Annotated in this window: 11 protein-coding genes; 2 read left to right on the plus strand and 9 right to left on the minus strand. The window is 66.4% G+C overall.

The features are described 5' to 3' along the window. The first annotated feature begins 5 nt into the window (after positions 1 to 5). Positions 6 to 605 (plus strand): hypothetical protein, encoded by a 600-nt coding sequence (locus MRBLWO13_RS00595; protein WP_341975815.1) that lies wholly within the window; start codon positions 6 to 8, stop codon positions 603 to 605. A 79-nt stretch (positions 606 to 684) separates the two neighbouring features. Here MRBLWO13_RS00595 and MRBLWO13_RS00600 read toward each other — a convergent pair whose 3' ends face one another. From MRBLWO13_RS00600 to MRBLWO13_RS00640, 9 genes are all read right to left on the minus strand, one after another. Next, positions 685 to 4,317, minus strand: a complete 3,633-nt coding sequence (locus MRBLWO13_RS00600) for an efflux RND transporter permease subunit (protein WP_341975816.1) — start codon at positions 4,315 to 4,317, stop codon at positions 685 to 687. Positions 4,318 to 4,527: 210 nt separating this feature from the next. Next, a complete protein-coding gene (locus MRBLWO13_RS00605; RefSeq protein WP_341975817.1) occupies positions 4,528 to 5,505 on the minus strand; it encodes a phosphotransferase in 978 nt (325 codons plus the stop codon). Positions 5,506 to 5,602: 97 nt separating this feature from the next. Next, positions 5,603 to 9,478 carry a DNA-directed RNA polymerase subunit beta' gene (rpoC, locus tag MRBLWO13_RS00610; protein WP_341975818.1) on the minus strand — a complete coding sequence of 1,292 codons (3,876 nt, stop codon included), beginning with the start codon at positions 9,476 to 9,478 and terminating at the stop codon, positions 5,603 to 5,605. An 81-nt stretch (positions 9,479 to 9,559) separates the two neighbouring features. Further along, positions 9,560 to 13,054, minus strand: coding sequence for a DNA-directed RNA polymerase subunit beta (locus MRBLWO13_RS00615; RefSeq protein WP_341975819.1), 3,495 nt, complete (start codon positions 13,052 to 13,054; stop codon positions 9,560 to 9,562). 217 nt (positions 13,055 to 13,271) lie between these two features. Then, on the minus strand, positions 13,272 to 13,583 hold the full coding sequence (locus tag MRBLWO13_RS00620) for a hypothetical protein (RefSeq protein WP_341975820.1): 312 nt from the start codon (positions 13,581 to 13,583) through the stop codon (positions 13,272 to 13,274). 130 nt (positions 13,584 to 13,713) lie between these two features. Further along, entirely contained in the window at positions 13,714 to 15,369 is a 1,656-nt protein-coding gene (locus MRBLWO13_RS00625) for an ABC transporter ATP-binding protein (protein ID WP_341975821.1), read from the minus strand. A 20-nt stretch (positions 15,370 to 15,389) separates the two neighbouring features. Beyond that, entirely contained in the window at positions 15,390 to 16,340 is a 951-nt protein-coding gene (locus MRBLWO13_RS00630) for an ABC transporter permease (protein WP_341975822.1), read from the minus strand. Positions 16,341 to 16,398: 58 nt separating this feature from the next. Then, positions 16,399 to 17,403 (minus strand): ABC transporter permease, encoded by a 1,005-nt coding sequence (locus tag MRBLWO13_RS00635; protein ID WP_341975823.1) that lies wholly within the window; start codon positions 17,401 to 17,403, stop codon positions 16,399 to 16,401. 86 nt (positions 17,404 to 17,489) lie between these two features. Then, on the minus strand, positions 17,490 to 19,166 hold the full coding sequence (locus MRBLWO13_RS00640) for an ABC transporter substrate-binding protein (RefSeq protein ID WP_341975824.1): 1,677 nt from the start codon (positions 19,164 to 19,166) through the stop codon (positions 17,490 to 17,492). Positions 19,167 to 19,337: 171 nt separating this feature from the next. On the opposite strand from MRBLWO13_RS00640, the gene MRBLWO13_RS00645 reads away from it, so the two are divergent. Continuing rightward, positions 19,338 to 20,258: a sugar kinase gene (locus tag MRBLWO13_RS00645; RefSeq protein ID WP_341975825.1), complete on the plus strand. Its 921-nt coding sequence runs from the start codon at positions 19,338 to 19,340 to the stop codon at positions 20,256 to 20,258. Positions 20,259 to 20,272 lie beyond the last annotated feature (14 nt).

The following is a 20,272-nucleotide window of genomic DNA, read 5'->3' on the forward strand; positions in this document are numbered from 1 at the left end:
TGGCCATGAATGCACGACTCGTCGCCGGCGCCGCCGCACTGCTGCTCGCCACCGTTCTCGCAGGCTGCGCGTCCGAGTCGCCGGACGCGGGCTCGCCGAGCGCGTCAACGAGCCCCGGCACCAGCGAATCACCGACCCCTGACGAGACGAAGTCGCCGACTGCATCGCCAAGCCCGACACCGACGAAGGGGATCGCGTTGCCGACGGATTGCCGAGCGATCCTCTCCGATGACGTGCTCGCCCAACTCGAGGACGTGCCGCTGAACGACGCCGCCTTCGGACCCACAGGAGTACAGGATGACGGTTCGCTCATCTGCGCCTGGGCCGATCCGCGTGCGGACACCACCCGTCTCGTCACGACGATCTCGGCGATGAATCGCGGCCCCGCGCTCGACATGCTCAACGCCCTTGCGAACACCGAGGGCTTCACCTGCTTCACGCCCGACGGCGGCACACGCTGCGAGAAGACCTGGCCGAACACGCAGTACCCGGTGACCGACGGACGCACGCTGTTCTGGCGCGACGACATCCTCATCGACACCCGCTTCTCGAACCTGGCGCCGAGCGGCTACACCTCGAGCATCGTCGAGCACCTCTTCGGCTGAGCCGCCGGGCCGCGCCGGCAAGGGCGGCGGCCCGGGGTCAGCCGTCCGGGGTCAGCCGTACGGTGTCAGCCGTCCGGCGTCAGCCGCGAGGCGTGGCCTCATCGTCACCGCCGAGCACGAGCACGAGCTCGCCGTCGCCGTCGTCCGGCTCGTCGGTCCCGAGTCGCTTGCTTTCGCGCTGCATCCGTCGTTCCTCGCGCTTGGCGATCCGGCGATCACGTGCGCGTTCGAGGAGCAGATACAGGATCGGCACGAGCATCAGCGTCAGGAGCGTCGAGCTGATCAGCCCGCCGATGACGACGACGGCGAGCGGCCTCGAGATGAACACCCCGCCGCCGGTGATCCCCAGCGACATCGGCAACAGGGCGAAGATCGTCGCCGTCGCTGTCATCAGGATCGGCCGCAAGCGCAGGCGGGTTCCGTGATACACCGCCTCGTCGAGATCGGCGCCTCCGGCCCTCAGCTTGTTCACCAGGTCGAGCAGCACGATGGCATTCGTCACCACGATGCCGATCAGCATCAGGAGCCCGATGAGGGCAGGCAGGCCGAGGGGCGTCCCCGTGAACAGGAGGGCGAGTATCGCTCCGGTGGCCGCGAAGGGCACAGCGATCAGCAGGATCGTCGGCTGACGCAGGTTGCGGAAGGTCATCACCATGACCAGCAGCACGAGCGCGATCGCAGCGAGCATCGCAAGGCCGAGCTGCCCGAACGCGTCATCCTGCTCGGCGGCGACTCCGCCCACCTCGTAGCGCACGCCGGCCGGAAGCTCGACCTTCGCCGTCGCCGCATCGACGGCACTGGTCGCCGCATCGAGCTGGCCGCTCTTCGGCGTGACCGAGATCGAGACGACGCGTTCGCCGTCGATGCGTGAGATCGACGGAGCGGTCTTCGCTTCGGTCACGGTCGCGACGTCACCGACCCGCACGGCGGTGCCGCGGATCTCGCTCGCCGCCTTCTGCGCCTGCGCCATCCGGTCGGCCTCTGCCTGCTGCGCGGCAGACTCCGTCTGGCTCTCACGAAGCTGCTCGAGCTGCGCGTCTGCGGACTCGATGCCGGCCTGCGTCTGCTCGATCGCGGACACCATCGCCGCGATCTGCTCCTGCCGCTCGCGCTCCGCGTCGATCGCCGCCTGCTCCTCCGGTGTATTCGGTGCAGGCACGGCGGGAGCGGATGCCTCCAACTGCGCGAGCTGGGACCGCAGGATGCCGAGCTGGTCACGGAGGTCGGATCGCTGCGAGGCCGTGTCGTCGATCTGCTGGTTCAGCTCGCGTTCCGCCTCCTCCTTCTGCTCCTGCGCCTTCTGCTTCTGCTCGGCCTCGAGCTGATCGGCCGCCGCCTTCTGCGCGTCGGAGGTCTGCTTCGGCGTGATGGGGAGCACCATGCCGGCCACCGCGTCCACGCCGCCGCTGACGGAGGCGGTGCGGATGACGATATCCCGCTCCTCCCCATCCAGGACCACGCTGCCCGCCGGAGTTCCGTTCAGCGCGGCCGCGATCGCGGTGGCGATCTGCTGCTGGTCGAAGCCGAGCGCCGCCGCCTTCAGGGGATCGACGGAGACCTGCACGATCGGCTGCTCACCGCTGATGTCGCTGGTGGCCTTCTGCACGCCCCGCGCATCCTCGAGAGCGGTGACCAGAGACTCGCTCGCGGCCGCCAGCGCCTTCGGATCGTTTCCGATCACGCGCAGTTCGATGCCGCCTCCCGCTCCACTCGAATCGGCGGTCAGCACGTCGAACTGCTTCGGGTTTCCGAGCGTGGCGAGCTTCTTGTCGATGGCGACCTGCACGGCCGCCGCCTTCGCACCCTTCTCGAGTGTGACCTCGAAGGTGTTGACGTTCTCCTCCCCTGCACTCGTCGCACCTCCGGGGATCGTCGATCGCACGCTCTCGACCCCCGTGACGCCCTGAAGCGCGCGCTCGACCGGTTCGGCCGCTTCGAGGCGCGCCTCCACGTCTGCGGCCTCACCGGGCTTCTGCGTCACCGTGATGCTCTGCTGGCCGGATTCTCCGAGGAAGTCCGTCGGAATCTGCGTCGCGAGGAAGAAGGTCCCGAGGAGCACGACGGTCGAGCCGGCGAGCGTGATGACGGGCCGTCGATGCGTCGCGCCGAGGAACGACATGAAGGTACGCTGCAGGCGGTCTTCAGGGGCGCTCATCTCGGCTCGGGCGAACTCGCCGGCATCCGTCACCGTCTCGGTCTCCGCGACCGGCTCCCCTTCTGTCTGCTGGGCCGCCGCACGTCGCAGCGCCCGCGGCCGCAGGAAGAGGTACGCCAGGACAGGAACGACGGTCAATGCGACCACCAGCGAAGCGGCCAACGCGATCGTCACCGTGATCGAGAACGGCCGGAACAACTGCCCTGTGACGCCGGATACGAAGGCGATCGGCAGGAACACGGCGATCGTCGTGGCCGTCGAGGCGATGATCGCGCCTGCCACCTGTTTGACCGAGGCGACGATATCCGCCGCCGTGGGCACGCGTCTCTCCGCGTGCCGGTTGATGTTCTCGATGACGACGATCGAGTCATCCACGACGCGTCCGATCGCGATGGTGAGCGCGGCGAGCGTGAAGATGTTGAGGGTGTTGTTCGACCAGAGCAGTCCGACCATCGTGATCAGAAGCGAGAGCGGAATCGAGACCGCCGCGATGACGGTCGAACGCCAGGACCGCAGGAACGCGAAGATGATGATGACCGCGAACAGGAGGCCGAGGCCGCCCTCCGTCGAGAGGTCCTCGATCGACTGCTCGATGTACGGCGCCTGGTCGAAGATCGGAACGAATTCGGCGTCCAGCGAGGCAGCGGCCTCGTCGAGGATCGCGGTCACCCCGTGAGAGATCTCGACCGCGTTCGCACCGGCGGCGGGCAGGACCTGGATCGTGAGCGCGTCCTTCCCATTCACCCGGGAGATGGAACCCACCGGTTCGGGCTTCAGGGCGACATCCGCGAAGTCCTGGATCTGGACGACGCTGTCCTGCACCTGGACCGGGAGCGCGCCGATGGCTTCGACGCTCTCGACGCCCGGGCCGACGTTCACGGCAACTTCGCCCGCGTCGGTGCCGACCTGCCCCGCGGACAGCACAGCGACGTTGCTCTGCAGTGTGGCCAGGACCACAGCGGGATCGACCTTCAGACGCTCCACGTCTGCCGGTCGGAGTGAGATCTCTAGCTGCTGCGACTCACGGCCCTGCAGCGTGGCTTCGCGCACGCCCGTCACCGCGCGGATCTTGGGCAGGATGCTCTGTTCGAGCGCGTCTGCGAAGGTGTTGGGGTCTTTCGTCGAACCGGCGCTGAGGACCATCGCCGGCAGGTCGGCTGCCGATCCCGACTGCACGACCACACCGGAATCCTTCGGCAGCGCGGACTTCACCGAGTCGACGGCTGCCTTGATCGCACGAAGAGTCTCGTCGGCGTCGAGCTCGAACGGCCACGTGACCGCGACCTGCGCGCTGCCGGTCTGCGTCGTCGAGCTGATCGACGTGAGTCCGTTCACGCCCTTCAGAGCGTCCTCGACGGGCTCCGTGGCGAGCTGAACCATCTGGTCCGGTGCGAGCCCACTGGAATCCACCGAGATGTACGCTCCCGGCTGCTTGATCGACGGCATCAGCTCCTGGCGGAGCGATGTCATCGCGAAGAGGCCGAAGACCGCGACGGCGACCGTGATCAGGCAGACGATGGCACGGTTCGCGAGGCTGGCGCGCGTGAGGAATGTCATGTGTGTGGTGAGTTTCGTTCGGTACGACCGGAGCAGAGACGTCGCGCTCCCGGGCCCTGGCCGCAGTGGAGCAACGATCTCTCTCAGCAAACCGTGTCCGGCTTCTCCTGCCATCCGCCGCTGGTACCGGCCGCGTCGTACCACGGCACGATTCATTCACCACCGCAGGCGTTGGTCACACGGCGATCGAAGCGCCCGATGCCGGCGCTCTCAGCAGCCGAGTCGGTCCAGCGCCACGTCGAGGTTGGCTCGCGCCGTGGTCTCGCACCAGATCGCGTACTCGCCCTCGTACGCGCGAATCGTCACCTCGGTGACGAGCAGGAGGGAGTAGTACATCCGGCACAGCTGCAGTCGAGCCTGCCCGGCCTCGGTCGCGAGGAGGTCTGTCAGGACACCCCCGGCGGCGGCATCGCCGGCGAGGATGTCCGGATCCGGCGGAGCCGCGGAGAACTGCTCGGCGCCGGCCAGATCGAGCAGCGGATCCGCCCATACCGTCCGTTCGGTGTCGATGATTCCGACGATGCGCAGCGCGCCCTCATCGACGAAGACGTTGCCCGCCCACAGATCCGCGTGCACGACGGCTGGCGAGACCACCTCGTCCAGCTGCGTCGCATGGGCTGCCATTGCCGCGCGGACGCGGTCTCCCGGCAGCGCCACGTCCCAGTGCTCGCCGTCTGCCAGCACCGCATCGACCATCCGCCCGAACGCCTCCCGCCACGTCGCGCCGGAGAGTCCGGATTCGGGCGCTGGATACCCGAAGTACGGTGCCGTGACCCGATGGGCGGATGCCATGACCGCACCCAGTTCCCGCCGCAGAGCGTGCTGCGCGTCGTCATCGAGAGAGAGGTCGTTCCAGACCGCACCAGGCAGATGCTCGGTCACCACCACGTCGGCCGCGAGCCGGGTGCGCGTGAAGTCGGTCAGCTGCACCCGAGGCACGGGCACCCCGCTGCCGGCGAGCATGCCGAAGATGCGTGCCTCGGTGCCGAGGATCCCCTTCTCATAGGTGCTCATCCGGCCGGTGTCGGCCGCCACCATCTTGACGACCGATCGCGAACCGTCAGCGAACGTCGCGCACACCGCGGTGGCGAAGAGTCCGCCACCGAGACTCTCAAGGGTCTCCACCTCGCCAAGTGGGGCGAGAAGGTCTCTGAGGATCGCCGGATCAGCGTCGTATCGTCCCGTCACACGATGAGTATGGCGGGCCGCTCGATCGGCGACAAGCGCGATGACACGAAGAAGGCCCCGGGGCGAACCCCGGGGCCTTCTTTCACTCAGTCACACCTCAGTTATACGTACCGGGGGTGATGTCGTCCGTCGAGAACGCGTCGAAGTCGACGTAGCCGAAGTCGCCGTCCGCGTACGCGCCGTCGGATGCGAAGATCCGGTTCGGGTAGCGCTCGCTCTTGGCTTCTTCCGTCGCCTCGACCGTGACGTTGCGGTACTTCGCAAGTCCGGTTCCCGCGGGGATGAGCTTTCCGATGATGACGTTCTCCTTGAGACCGACCAGCGGGTCGCGCTTGCCCTCCATGGCGGCCTGCGTGAGCACGCGGGTCGTCTCCTGGAAGGATGCGGCCGACAGCCACGACTCGGTCGCGAGCGACGCCTTCGTGATACCCATCAGCTCCGGACGACCCGACGCCGGGCGCTTGCCCTCGGCGACAGCCTCGCGGTTGATCGCCTGGTAGCGCTTGAGGTCGACCATCTCACCCGGAAGCAGGGTCGTGTCGGCGTGATCGACGACGGTGACCTTGCGGAGCATCTGACGAACGATGACCTCGATGTGCTTGTCGTGGATCGGCACACCCTGCGAGCGGTAAACGCCCTGCACGCCGCCGACGAGGTAACGCTGAACCTCACGGGCGCCCATGACACGCATGACCTCCTTGGGGTCGAGCGTGCCGACGAGGATCGGCTGACCGACGGTGACGTGCTGGCCGTCCTCGACGAGAAGCGTCGCACGCTTCAGCACCGGGTAGACCACTGCCTCGTCGCCGTTGTCGGGCGTGAGGATGACCTTCTTGGCCTTGTCGGTCTCGTCGATCGTGATGCGGCCATCGGCCTCGGCGATCGGGGAAGCCGCCTTCGGCGTACGAGCCTCGAAGAGCTCCTGCACACGGGGCAGACCCTGGGTGATGTCATCTGCCGATGCCGAACCACCGGTGTGGAACGTACGCATCGTCAGCTGGGTACCGGGCTCACCGATCGACTGCGCCGCGATGATGCCGACGGCCTCGCCGATGTCGACGGTCTTGCCCGTCGCCAGCGAACGGCCGTAGCACTGCGCGCAGACACCGACGGCGGAGTCGCAGGTCAGCACGGAGCGGACCTTGATGCTCTCCACGCCGAGTCCGACGAGCTTGTCGATGAGCACGTCGCCCACGTCGTCATGTGCAGAGGCGAGGATCTCGCCCTTGCTGTCGACCACGTCGGAGGCCAGGGTACGAGCGAACACCGAGTTCTCGACGTTCGCATCGCGCACGAGCTCGCCCTGCGAGTTCGGAGCGGCGATCGGGAGCTCGAGGCCCTTCGACGTGCCGCAGTCCTCTTCGCGGATGATGACGTCCTGCGAGACATCCACCAGACGACGGGTCAGGTAACCCGAGTCGGCGGTACGCAGAGCGGTGTCGGCCAGACCCTTACGGGTACCGTGCGTCGCGATGAAGTACTCGGCAACCGACAGCCCCTCGCGGTACGAGGAGATGATCGGGCGAGGGATGATCTCACCCTTCGGGTTGTTCACCAGGCCTCGCATACCGGCGATGTTCCGGATCTGCAGCCAGTTACCACGAGCACCAGAGGTCACCATGCGGTTGATGGTGTTGTCCTCGGGGAAGTAGGCCTTCATCGCGGCCTGCACCTCGTCGGTCGCTTCGGTCCAGATCTTGATGAGTTCCTGGCGACGCTCAGAGTCCGTGGTGAGACCCTTCTCGTACTGGGACTGGACCTTCGCGGCCTGCTTCTCGTAGCCGGCGACGATCTCCGCCTTGTTCGGCGGGGTGAGGATGTCGCTGAGGGCGACGGTCACACCGGAGCGCGTTGCCCAGTAGAAACCGGCGTCCTTGATGCGGTCCAGCGTCGCAGCCGTCTCGGTCTTGGGGTACTCCTCGGCCAGCTTGTTGACGATCTGCGACAGCTTGCCCTTGTCTGCCTGCTCGCGGACGAACGGGTAGCCCTTCGGGAGAGTGTCGTTGAAGATCGCCTGACCCAGCGACGCGTCGACGAGGCCGTGGCGCTCGTAGCCCTCGGGAGCTTCGCCCTCGAGGAACGTCAGGCCGTGGATGCGGATGCGAGCCTTGGCCTGCAGGTCGAGGGTGCCCTCGTCCTTCGCCAGGATCGCCTCGGAGACCGAGCCGAACGCGCGACCTTCACCCTTGGCGCCGGCCTTGACCGTCGTCAGGTGGTGCAGACCGATGATCATGTCCTGCGAAGGAAGGGTCACCGGGCGGCCGTCAGACGGCTTCAGGATGTTGTTCGATGCGAGCATCAGCACGCGGGCCTCGGCCTGAGCCTCGACCGAAAGCGGCAGGTGCACAGCCATCTGGTCACCGTCGAAGTCGGCGTTGAACGCCGCGCAGACGAGCGGGTGGAGCTGGATGGCCTTGCCCTCGACGAGCTGCGGCTCGAACGCCTGGATGCCGAGACGGTGCAGCGTGGGCGCACGGTTCAGAAGCACCGGACGCTCGCGGATGATCTCCTCGAGCACGTCCCAGACCTCGGGACGGGTGCGCTCGACGGCACGCTTGGCGGCCTTGATGTTCTGCGAGTGACCGAGGTCGATCAGGCGCTTGATCACGAACGGCTTGAAGAGCTCCAGAGCCATCTGCTTGGGCAGACCGCACTGGTGCAGCTTCAGCTGCGGGCCGACGACGATGACCGAACGGCCGGAGTAGTCGACGCGCTTGCCGAGCAGGTTCTGACGGAAACGACCCTGCTTGCCCTTGAGCATGTCGCTGAGCGACTTCAGGGCGCGGTTTCCGGTACCGGTGACCGGGCGACCACGGCGACCGTTGTCGAACAGAGCGTCGACGGCCTCCTGCAGCATCCGCTTCTCGTTGTTGACGATGATCTCGGGGGCACCGAGGTCGATCAGACGACGAAGACGGTTGTTGCGGTTGATCACGCGGCGGTACAGGTCGTTGAGGTCGGAGGTCGCGAAGCGGCCACCGTCGAGCTGCACCATCGGACGCAGCTCCGGCGGGATCACCGGGACGACGTCGAGCACCATGGCGGCCGGGCTCATGCCGGTCTCCAGGAACGAGTTGACGACCTTCAGACGCTTGATCGCGCGGATCTTGCGCTGGCCCTTGCCCTCAGAGATCTGCAGGTGCAGGTTCTCTGCTTCGGCCTTCAGGTCGAATGCCGCGAGGCGACGCTGGATCGACTCGGCGCCCATGTAGGCCTCGAAGTACTGACCGAAGCGGTCCTGCAGCTCGTGGAAGACGTCGTCCTCCGGGCGGAGCGCACCGACCTCGAGCGTGCGGAAGTCTTCCCACACGCGCTCGAGCTTGGCGATCTGTTCGTCTGCACCCTTGCGGATGAGCGACATCTCCTTCTCGGCGGCGTCCTTGACCTTCTTCTTCGCGTCGGCCTTGGCACCCTCGGCCTCGAGAGAAGCGAGCTCCTCCTCGAGGCGAGCCAGGCGCTCAGCGATCTTCGCGTCGCGACGATCACCGAGCGTCTTCAGCTCGAGGCGGATGTTGTTCTCCTGCGTGCCGAGGTCGCGGTGACGAGCGTCCTCGTCGACCGAGATGACCATGTACGCGGCGAAGTAGATGACCTTCTCGAGGTCCTTCGGCGCCATGTCGAGCAGGTAGCCGAGACGCGAGGGGACACCCTTGAAGTACCAGATGTGCGTGACAGGGGCGGCGAGCTCGATGTGGCCCATGCGCTCACGACGGACGGAGCTCTTGGTGACCTCCACGCCGCAGCGCTCGCAGACGATGCCCTTGAAGCGGACACGCTTGTACTTGCCGCAGGCGCACTCCCAGTCGCGGGAGGGTCCGAAGATCTGCTCACCGAAGAGGCCGTCCTTCTCCGGCTTCAGTGTGCGGTAGTTGATGGTCTCAGGCTTCTTGACCTCGCCGTACGACCACGCACGGATGTGGTCGGCAGTGGCCAGGCCGATGCGAAGCTCATCGAAAGTGTTTGACTCGAGCACTAGTTCTCCTGTGTCGGAAATTCTTTTTGAGAAGTCTGGCTTCGGCGGCTCAGGGAATCAGATCCCTGAGCCGCCAAAGGATTAGATCTCGTCGATCGAGGCAGCCTCGAAGCGGCTGGAGATGTTGATCCCGAGCTCTTCTGCTGCGCGGAAGGCCTCGTCGTCGGTGTCGCGGAGGTTGACGAGCGTGCCGTCGGCCGAGAGAACCTCGACGTTCAGGCAGAGCGACTGCATCTCCTTCATGAGCACCTTGAACGATTCCGGGATGCCGGGCTCCTGGATGTTCTCGCCCTTGACGATCGCCTCGTACACCTTGACGCGGCCGAGGATGTCGTCGGACTTGATCGTGAGGAGCTCCTGCAGCGCGTAAGCGGCACCGTAGGCCTCGAGGGCCCACACTTCCATCTCACCGAAGCGCTGACCACCGAACTGCGCCTTACCACCGAGCGGCTGCTGGGTGATCATCGAGTACGGACCCGTGGAGCGTGCGTGGATCTTGTCGTCGACCAGGTGGTGGAGCTTCAGGATGTACATGTAGCCCACCGAGATCGGCGCCGGGAACGGCTCGCCGGAGCGGCCGTCGAACAGCTGCGTCTTGCCGGTCGAGTCGACCAGGCGCACACCGTCACGCGTCTTCAGCGTCACGTCGAGGAGACCTGCGATCTCCTCCTCGCTCGCGCCGTCGAACACCGGGGTGGCGACCTTAGTGCCGGGGGCTGCCTCGAAGGCATCCTTCGGCAGCTTGGTTGCCCACTCGGGGTTGCCCTCGACCTTCCAGCCCTGCTTGGCGATCCACCCGAGGTGGGTCTCCAGCACCTGGCCGAAGTTCATTCGACCCGGGATGCCGAGCGGGTTCAGGACGATGTCGACCGGAGTTCCGTCCGCGAGGAACGGCATGTCCTCGATCGGGAGGATCTTCGCGATGACGCCCTTGTTGCCGTGACGGCCGGCGAGCTTGTCGCCCTCGGTGATCTTGCGCTTCTGGGCGATGTAGACCACGACGCGGCGGTTGACGCCGGAGCCGAGCTCGTCGTCACCGTCTTCGGCGTTGAACTCCTTGACGGCGATGATCGTGCCCTGCTCGCCGTGCGGAACCTTCAGCGACGTGTCGCGAACCTCGCGGCTCTTCTCGTTGAAGATCGCGCGGAGCAGGCGCTCCTCGGCCGACAGCTCGGTCTCGCCCTTCGGCGTGACCTTGCCGACGAGGATGTCGCCGGGGCGAACCTCGGCGCCGATGCGGATGATGCCGCGCTCGTCGAGATCCTTCAGGAGCTCCGGGCTGACGTTGGGGAGGTCACGGGTGATCTCCTCCTTGCCGAGCTTCGTGTCGCGGGCGTCGACCTCGTACTCCTCGATGTGGATCGAGGAGAGGGTGTCGTCCTTGACGAGGTCCTGGCTGAGGATGATCGCATCCTCGAAGTTGTAGCCTTCCCAGGTCATGAACGCCACGAGGAGGTTCTTACCGAGCGCGAGCTCGCCGTTCTCGGTGGCAGGGCCGTCGGCGATGACCTCGCCGACCTCGACACGCTCACCGGCCGAGACGACGACCTTCTGGTTGTACGACGTGCCCTGGTTGGAGCGGTCGAACTTGCGCAGGTAGTACTCCTTGGTGCCACCCTCGTCGAGCATGAGGACGACGCGGTCTGCGGAGACCTCGGTGACGACACCGGCCTTCTCGGCGGTGATCACGTCACCGGCATCGATGGCGGTGTAGCCCTCCATACCGGTTCCGACCAGCGGCGAGTCGCTGCGCAGCAGCGGCACAGCCTGACGCTGCATGTTGGCACCCATGAGGGCGCGCTGTGCGTCGTCGTGCTCGAGGAACGGCACCAGCGAGGTCGCGACCGACACCATCTGGCGCGGCGAGACGTCCATGTAGCCGACCTCTTCCGGGTGGAACAGGTCGACCTCGCCGCCGGGACGGCGGGCGAGGACGCGGTCCTCGCGGAAGTGCCCGTCCTTCTTCAGCGGAGCGTTGGCCTGAGCGACGATGAAGTCGCTCTCCTCGGATGCCGTGAGGTAGTCGATCTCGTCAGTGACCTGACCGTCGACGACCCGGCGGTACGGCGTCTCGATGAAGCCGAAGGAGTTGATGCGCGCGAACGTCGCGAGCGCACCGATCAGGCCGATGTTCGGGCCTTCCGGGGTCTCGATCGGGCACATGCGGCCGTAGTGGGACGGGTGGACGTCACGGACCTCGACGCCTGCGCGGTCACGGCTCAGGCCACCGGGGCCGAGCGCGGACAGGCGGCGCTTGTTGGTCAGACCCGCGAGCGGGTTGTTCTGGTCCATGAACTGCGACAGCTGAGACGTTCCGAAGAACTCCTTGATCGCGGCGACGACGGGGCGCACGTTGATCAGGGTCTGCGGGGTGATCGCCTCGATGTCCTGCGTGGTCATGCGCTCGCGGACGACGCGCTCCATGCGGGACAGACCGGTGCGGACCTGGTTCTGGATCAGCTCGCCGACCGCGCGGATGCGACGGTTGCCGAAGTTGTCGATGTCGTCGGTGGCCAGACGGATCTCGGCCTTCTTACCGGCGCGGATCCCTTCGAACGTCTCGACACCGGCGTGGATGCGCACGAGGTACTTGATCGTCTCGACGATGTCCTGGACCGTCAGCACGGAGGCGGAGAGCGGTGCTTCCAGACCCAGCTTCTGGTTGATCTTGTAACGACCGACCTTCGCGAGGTCGTAGCGCTTCGGGTTGAAGTAGAAGTTGTCCAGCAGAGCGCGGGCAGCCTCGGCGGCGACCTGCTCGCCCGGACGCAGCTTGCGGTAGATGTCGCGGAGGGCATCTTCCTTCGTGACGATGGTGTCCTTCGCCAGGGTCTCCTCGATGGAGGGGAAGCCGGCGAACTCGACGAGGATCTCCTCGCTGGTCATACCCAGCGCCTTGAGGAACACCGTGACCGACTGCTTGCGCTTGCGGTCGATGCGCACGCCGACCTGGTCGCGCTTGTCGATCTCGAACTCGAGCCATGCACCACGGCTCGGGATGACGCGAGCGGAGACGATGTCCTTGTCGGACGTCTTGTCCGGGGTCTTGTCGAAGTAGACACCAGGCGAACGCACGAGCTGCGACACGACGACGCGCTCGGAACCGTTGATGATGAACGTGCCCTTGCCGGTCTGCAGCGGGAAGTCGCCCATGAAGACCGTCTGGGTCTTGATCTCACCGGTGAGGTGGTTCATGAACTCGGCCTCGACGTACAGCGGAGCGGCGTAGGTCTTGCCACGCTCCTTGCACTCCTCGATCGAGTACTTCTCCGGCTCGAGGTACGGGTTCGTGAACGACAGCTGCATCGTCTCGCCGAGGTCCTCGATCGGGGAGATCTCCTCGAAGATCTCGCCGAGACCCGAGATCTCGTTGACGTCGTTGCGGCCGGCCTTCTTGGCCTCGGCCACGCGGGCCTTCCAGTCGTCATTGCCGACGAGCCAACCGAAGGACTCGGTCTGCAGAGCCAGAAGGTCTGGGACCGTCAGGGTGTCGGAGATCTTGGCGAACGAAAGACGGGAAGCTCCGCGTCCGTTCTTAGTGGTGGTGGATGTGGATGCGTTGCGAGCAGCAGCCAAGGGAATAACCTCCGTGAGCCCCGCAGGGCTTCTGATTCCTTTGTCGTCAGGTGGGGTTGCGCGCCCGAATGCTCAACTTCTGCCGACCACCATATGAGGGCAGGGAGAAACGAGCGCAACTACCAACTATACGTACGAATCCACGACATGGCAAGTTCAATCCTTGACCAATTACGGATGCTGCGGTAAAAGCATCCGCATCCACCTTCTTCGACTGCTACTCCTCGTGCGGGACGTTGCCGCGGCACGCCTCGCCCGGGCTCGGCACCGCTCCCTTCATGTCTGCACGCACGTACATCCCGTAGGACTGGACCTCCCCGCCGGTGACCGCGTCATCGTCGAGGAACGGGAACGGGTTGCCCTCAACGCCGTCCGGCAGATCCCGCCCGGAGTAGTGGCAGGCGGAGTGCGCTCCGTCGCCGCCGCGGACGTCACCGCCCTGTCCGTTGTACTCGCCGGCCATCGCGGTGCCGCCGCTGCCGAGCACCAGGCCCAGCGCGAGCGCACACCCCCACATCATCTTCTTCATGGTCTTCCCTAACCCCAGAGGAAACACCGGGTCGTCGCCCACGGCGACTCGGGCGCGACGATGTCGCACGAGAGTGAAGCTAGTCCTCTCCCCCGCGACGCACAAGACCTCTGCGCGCGGGGGAAAACGGTCAGGATGCGATGTTCAGTTCGTTGCCGGGGATGGATGCCAGCAGGCGGCGCGTGTACGGATCGCGGGGGTTCGTGAAGATCTCCTCGGAGGATGCCGCCTCGACGAGTGCCCCGTCCTTCATCACGCACACATAGTCACTGATCAGTCGCACCACCGCGAGGTCGTGCGAGATGAACAGGTACGACAATCCGTACTCCGACTGCAGGTCGCGCAGGAGCTTGAGCACCTGATCCTGCACGAGCACGTCCAGCGCAGAGACCGGCTCGTCGCACACGATCAGTTCCGGCGACAGCGCCAGCGCCCTCGCGATCGCGACGCGCTGCCGCTGACCGCCGGACAGCTCGGAGGGGTAGCGACGAAGCATCGACTGGGGCAGGGCGACGTCGTCGAGGAGCTGCCGCACACGCTTGCGGCGATCGGCGCTGCTTCCTCGCTTGTAGAAGTCCAGGGGCTCCCCGATCAGCCGCTCGATGGTGAACATCGGGTTCAGGCTCGAGTAGGGGTCCTGGAAGATCGGCTGCACCTTCTGCCGGAAGTTCTTGGCCTCCGCTTTGCTCAGCGACGAGATGTCCTGACCCTCGTATCGGATCAGGCCGCTGGTGGGCTCGATGAGCTTCAGCAGCATCCGCGCGGTGGTGGTCTTCCCCGACCCCGACTCCCCGACGATCGCGACCGTCTCGCCGCGCGGGATCGAGAGCGACACGTCGTTGACGGCGACGAAGTCCTCGTGGCGACCGCGCACCGGATACACCTTCGTCAGGTTCTCGATCTCGACGATGTTGTCGGCGGGCTTCGCCTCGTCGGTGACCTCGGCCTCCGCGCGCTCCTCGACCCGGAACGCCTCCGGACGCAGGCGCGCAGCGGCGACGGACGGAGCCGCGGCGACGAGCGACTGGGTGTAAGGATGCTGCGGAGCCTCCAGGATCTGCCGTGCAGGCCCCTGCTCGACGACCTTGCCGCGGTGCATGACGATGACCCGCTCGGCACGCTCCGCGGCGAGACCGAGGTCGTGCGTGATGAGCAGCACGGCCGTGCCCAGCTCGCGCGTCATCGCGCCGATCTGATCGAGGATCGTCTGCTGCACGGTGACGTCGAGGGCGCTCGTCGGTTCGTCGGCGATGAGCAACCGCGGCTTGCAGGCGAGTCCGATCGCGATCAGCGCGCGCTGACGCATGCCGCCGGAGAACTCGTGCGGGTACTGCTTGGCCCGCGCTTCCGGATTGGGCAGGCCGGCGGCGGTGAGCGCCTCGACGACCTTCTCCTGCACGTTCTGGCGGTTCGCCAGCCCGTGCGCGAGCAGGGTCTCGGCGACCTGGGTACCGATCTTCGCCACCGGGTTGAGGTTCGACATCGGATCCTGCGGCACGAGACCGATGTCGCGGCCGCGGATCATGCGCAGCTCGTGCTCGGAGGCGTGCGCGATCTCGCGTCCATCGAGGCGGATGCTGCCCGCAGCGACCCGTCCGCCACCGGCCAGCAGACCGATGATCGCCATCGCCGTTGTGGATTTGCCGGAACCGGACTCCCCCACGATCGCGACGGTCTCACCGGCGGCGATCTCCAGGTCGACGGCCTCGACCGCATGGACGACCCCGTCCATGGTCGAGAAGTCCACCGCGAGGCCTTCCACGGAAAGCAGCGGAGCGCCTGACATCTGATTCTCCTTCGAGGCGCTCATCGCGCCCTCGTCCTCGGGTCCATGGCCTCGCGCAACGCCTCACCGAACAACGTGAAGCCGAGCGCCGTGATCGCGATGCAGATACCGGGAAGGAACGCCAGCTGCGGCGCGATCGCCAGTTCCGACTGCGCGTAGGTCAGCATCCGCCCCCACTCCGCCGTCTCGGGGCGACCGCCGCCGAGGCCGAGGAACGACAGCGCCGCGGCGTCGATGACTGCGGTCGCGAGAGTCAGTGTTCCCTGCACGATCACCGGTCCGATCGCGTTCGGCAGCACGTGCGACATCGTGATCTGGCCGCGCCCGAGACCGAGCGTCTGGGCCGAGAGCACGTAGTCGGCTGAGCGCTGCTGCAGCATCGACGCGCGCAGCAGACGCGCGAAGATCGGCACGTTCGACGCACCGATCGCGATCATCACCGCGAACGGGGTCTGCCCGAGGATCGCGGCGATGGACACCGCGAGCAGCAGGTTCGGCACCGAGAGGATGATGTCGACGAAGCGCATGATGAGCGTGTCGACCCAGCCGCCGAAAGTACCGGCGAGGAGGCCGAGCAGCATGCCGCCGGCGAGGCCGAGCGCCGTGGAGATGACTCCCACCAGGAGCGACGCCTGAGCGCCCCAGATGAGCTTGGAGAGCACGTCGCCGCCGAAGCGATCGAGTCCCAGCGGGAACTGGGCGAGCTCGCCCGGCCCCGGGATGTGCGTCGGCGTGATGAATTTCGCACCGGGCAGTGCCGTCTCCGGGTAGGGCGCCAACAGGGGCGCCAAGCCCGCGACCAGCAGGAACAGCAGCACGATCGCGGCGCCGACCCATGCGGTGGGGTTGCGGCGGAGCCGTCGGAAGACGTCTCGCCAGAAACCGCCGGGCCCTTCGTTGAGGCCGGCCTGGGCGATGGCCACCGTGTCGATGACCCCGCCGCCCTGTGCGGGAGGGAGTGCGACGCTCATGAGGCGGACTCCTTTCGAGCGGTCGTGCGAGCGGTTTTCGGAGCTGTCGGAAGGAGCATCACTGCACCCTCACTCTCGGATCGATGAAGCTGTATGAGACGTCGACGGCGAGATTGATCAGCGCGTAGGCGATCGCGATGAAGATGATGAACCCCTGGAGGACGGGGAAGTCCCTGGCGAAGATCGCTCTGGCGAGGAACGACCCGATACCGGGGAAAGCGAACACCGTCTCGGTGAGCACCGCGCCCGAGATCAGCAGTCCGGTCTGCAGACCGATCGTCGTGATCACCGGGAGCATCGCGTTGCGCAGGATGAATCGGTTGCGCAGCGTCGAGCCGGCGACGCCCTTCGCGCGACCGGTACGGACGTAGTCGGCGTTCTGCACCTCGAGCACGCTCGCTCTGGTGATGCGCACGATGATCGCGAGCGGGATCGTTCCGAGCGCGAGCGCCGGCAGGATGAGATGCACGATCGCATCCCATGACGCGTCGAATTCGCCGGTGATGATGCCGTCCCAGACGTAGAAGCCGGTCGGATGCGTGGCGTCGATCCGCGCGTCCTGTCTGCCGTCGGACGGCAGCCAGCCCAGCTCCACCGCGAAGATGTACTTCAGGATGAAGGCCAGGAAGAACACCGGAATGGTGATTCCGATCAGGCTCAGAACCACCGAGGCGTGATCGGTGAGCTTCCCGTGGCGACGGGCGGCCCAGTAGCCGAGCGGAATACCGACGCCGATCGCGAAGATCAGCGCCATCACGCTCAGCTCGAGAGTCGCGGGGAACCGCCGGAAGAACTCTTCGACGACGGGGCGGGACGTGACGATCGATGAGCCGAAGTCACCCTGGAGGAGTCGCCCCATCCAGATGAAGTACTGCTCGAGGAGCGGTCGATTGAAGCCGTAGAGCTCGTTGACGCGCTCGATGGCCTCAGGGGTCGCCTTCTCGCCGAGGAGGGCGATGGCGGGGCCGCCGGGGAGCGCGCGGACCCAGGCGAACAGAAGGATGCTCAAACCGATGAGCGTGGGAATGAGAAGCAGCAGTCGCCTGCCGATAGTGCGCAGCACGGAGATCTCCGTCGATCGGGTGGGTTGCCGGATCCCGGTCCTCGCCGTGGGCGGGGACCGGGATCCGACTACTCAGTCGGTCAGGCTTACTTCGTGAGGACGATGTCCGTGAAGACCTCGTCGTTCACCGGGCTGGCCGGGTAGCTCTTCACACGCGAGTCGAACGCGAGCGTCGGAGCCGGGTGCGCGATCGGGACACCGGGGATGAACTGCGCGACATCCTCGTTGATCTCCTCGTAGAGCGGCGTCTGCTCTTCGAGGCTCGAGACTCCCCGCGCCTCAGTGAGCTTCTGGAAGAGCTCCGGGTTGTCGAAGCCCCACTCCGCGGACTTCTGACCGAAGAACACGCCGACGAAGTTGTCGGTGTCGTTGTAGTCGCCGGTCCAGCCGAGGAGGTGGATGCCGTGGTCGGAACCAGCGGTGATCTTCTCGAGGTAGTCCGGGTTCCAGGCATCCGTGACCGGGTTCACCTTCACGCCGACCTCAGCCAGCTGCGATGCGAGCACCGTGTAGATCTGCTCGGGGTCCGGCATGTACGGGCGCGAGACGTTGACCGGGTAGTTGAAGGTCAGCGTCAGCGGGTTGTCTGCCGTGAAGCCCGCTTCCTCGAGCAGAGCCTTCGCCTTCTCCGGGTCGTACTCGTAGGTGGTGACGCCTTCGTTGTAGCCGTTGACGACCGGCGGAACGAACTGCGTCGCCTTCTCCGTGCCATCAGGGAGCACCTGCTTGATCAGGGCATCCTTGTCGACGGCGTACGAGAGCGCCTGGCGAACACGGATGTCCTGCAGCTCCGGAACGACCTGGTTGAACGCGAGGTAGAGGACCGTGAACGGCGGACGCGACTCCATGTGGAAGCCGTCGTCCTCGAGGGCCTTGCTGTCGGCAGGGCCGACCAGGTCGTAGCCGTCGATGTCGCCGGCTTCGAGCGCCTGCCGGCGTGCGGTCGGGTCATCGATCGTGCGGAAGATGATCTGCTCGATCTGTCCCTTGTCGCCCCAGTAGTCGGGGAAGGCCTTGAGCGAGACCTGCTCGCCCGGAGCCCACTCTTCGAACTGGAACGGGCCGGTGCCGACCGGGTGCGCAGTGGCGTACTCGGAGAGCACAGGAGCCTCGGCGGTTCCGCCGACCTCATCTGCGGCGAACTCCTGAAGCGCGGAAGGGCTCTGCATCCCGAACGCGGGAAGCGAGAGGGAGGGGATGAACCCGGCGAACGGCTTGTTGAGCTCGATCGTCACCTTGTTGTCGCCGTCCGGCGTGCAGGACTTGTAGACCGCGTTGGCCGGGTCCGAGGCGTAGCCGTGGAACAGCTTGTTGTAGTAGTAGCCCAGTGCCTCGCTCGCGGCGAGACCGGTCCAGTTGAACCAGCGGTCGAAGTTGAAGCAGACGGCCTCTGCGTTGAACGGCGTGCCGTCATGGAAGGTCACGTCCTCCTTCAGTGTGAAGGTGTGGGACATGCCGTCCTCAGCCGACTCCCACTTCTCTGCGAGCAGCGGCGCCGGGTCTGCGGTTCCCGGCTCGGTGCCGACGAGGCCTTCGAACATCTGGCGGGAGACGCGGAAGGTCTCGCCGTCCTGAGCGAAAGCGGGGTCGAGGCTGGCCGGGTCGGAGGATGCTGCGAAGACGAACGTGCTGTCGACGTCCTTCGCCGTCTCCGAGCCGCCGTCTCCGCGATCGCTGGCGACGCAACCAGCCAGGACGAGCGCGGCGAGTGCCGCGCCGCTGACGGCGAGGAGCCCTCGCCGGCGCATGGGTGTGTGGTGCATGGTGGTGACCTTCCCTATGTGGGCGCTTCGATGCGCGTGCCCGATGCGTCGTCGCATCCGGCACGGTGATCCTTTGACGCTACCCAGCCGCGATCCAGTTACCAAGTACAAACAGGTTGCAATCCGGTATCGGCTGCTTCGGCTCCCCGACGATCCGGTAGTGTCCACAACGTGCTCGACTCCGCTCCCCTCGCCGTCTGCGTCGGCGAAGGTCTGGTCGCACTGGTCCCCGCCGTCGCAGCGCCGCTCGAGGAATGCCGGACCTTCCACCGCTCGCTCGCCGGAGCCGAATGGAACGCCGCCATCGCCCTGGCCTCGGCCGGAATTCGCACCGCTGTCGTCTCCCGGGTCGGCGATGACGGCTTCGGCCGGTTCCTCACCGGGGAACTGCGCCGTCACGGCGTCGACGACTCCGCCGTCGAGATCGATCCGGACGCACCCACCGGGCTGTACGTGAAGGAGCTCACTCCGCTCCCCGTCGGCGCGGTGGAGAGCCGGATGCATTACTACCGCTCCGGGTCGGCGGCCGCCGCGATGTCACCGTCGACACTCGCCAGGCCACCGGCATCCACACTGCTGAGCGAGGCGGCGCTGGTGCACACCTCCGGGATCACTCCGGCACTGTCTCCTGGCGCGAAGGCCGCACAGGATGCGCTTTTCGCGGATCGCCCGGCTGGCCGCCTGCTCAGCTTCGACGTGAACTGGCGCCCGGCGCTCTGGCGAGGCCGAGAAGACGAGGCCAAGGCGCTGCTGGCCGACTACGCCGGCCGTGCCGACGCCGTGTTCTGCACCCGGCCAGACGCCGAAGCCGTTTTCGGCACGGCCGATCCGCAGCGCCTGCGCGACCTGTTCCCCGAACCGCGCTATCTCGTCGTCACCTGCCCGACCGGGGCGACCGCTTTCGACGGCGCGGAGCGCGTCCAGAGCGACGCGCTCGAAGCGAATGTGGTCGAGACCGTCGGTGCCGGCGACGCCTTCGCCGCCGGTTTCCTGGCCGGGGTCCTCACCGGGCTGTCGCTCTCCGGGAGCCTGGCGCGCGCTCACCGGATCGCCACCAGGGCGCTCGCGAGCACCCGCGACCACGTCGACTGACGGCGTTATTCGCT

Source organism: Microbacterium sp. LWO13-1.2 (assembly GCF_038397725.1).
In the GTDB taxonomy this organism is placed as follows: domain Bacteria; phylum Actinomycetota; class Actinomycetes; order Actinomycetales; family Microbacteriaceae; genus Microbacterium.

Bases quoted from the DNA above. Each gene is read 5' to 3' on its own strand.
- MRBLWO13_RS00595 (WP_341975815.1), top strand. From the start codon at position 6: ATGAATGCACGACTCGTCGCCGGCGCCGCCGCACTGCTGCTCGCCACC.
- MRBLWO13_RS00600 (WP_341975816.1), bottom strand. From the start codon at position 4,317: ATGACATTCCTCACGCGCGCCAGCCTCGCGAACCGTGCCATCGTCTGC.
- MRBLWO13_RS00620 (WP_341975820.1), bottom strand. From the start codon at position 13,583: ATGAAGAAGATGATGTGGGGGTGTGCGCTCGCGCTGGGCCTGGTGCTC.
- MRBLWO13_RS00625 (WP_341975821.1), bottom strand. From the start codon at position 15,369: ATGTCAGGCGCTCCGCTGCTTTCCGTGGAAGGCCTCGCGGTGGACTTC.
- MRBLWO13_RS00630 (WP_341975822.1), bottom strand. From the start codon at position 16,340: ATGAGCGTCGCACTCCCTCCCGCACAGGGCGGCGGGGTCATCGACACG.
- MRBLWO13_RS00640 (WP_341975824.1), bottom strand. From the start codon at position 19,166: ATGCACCACACACCCATGCGCCGGCGAGGGCTCCTCGCCGTCAGCGGC.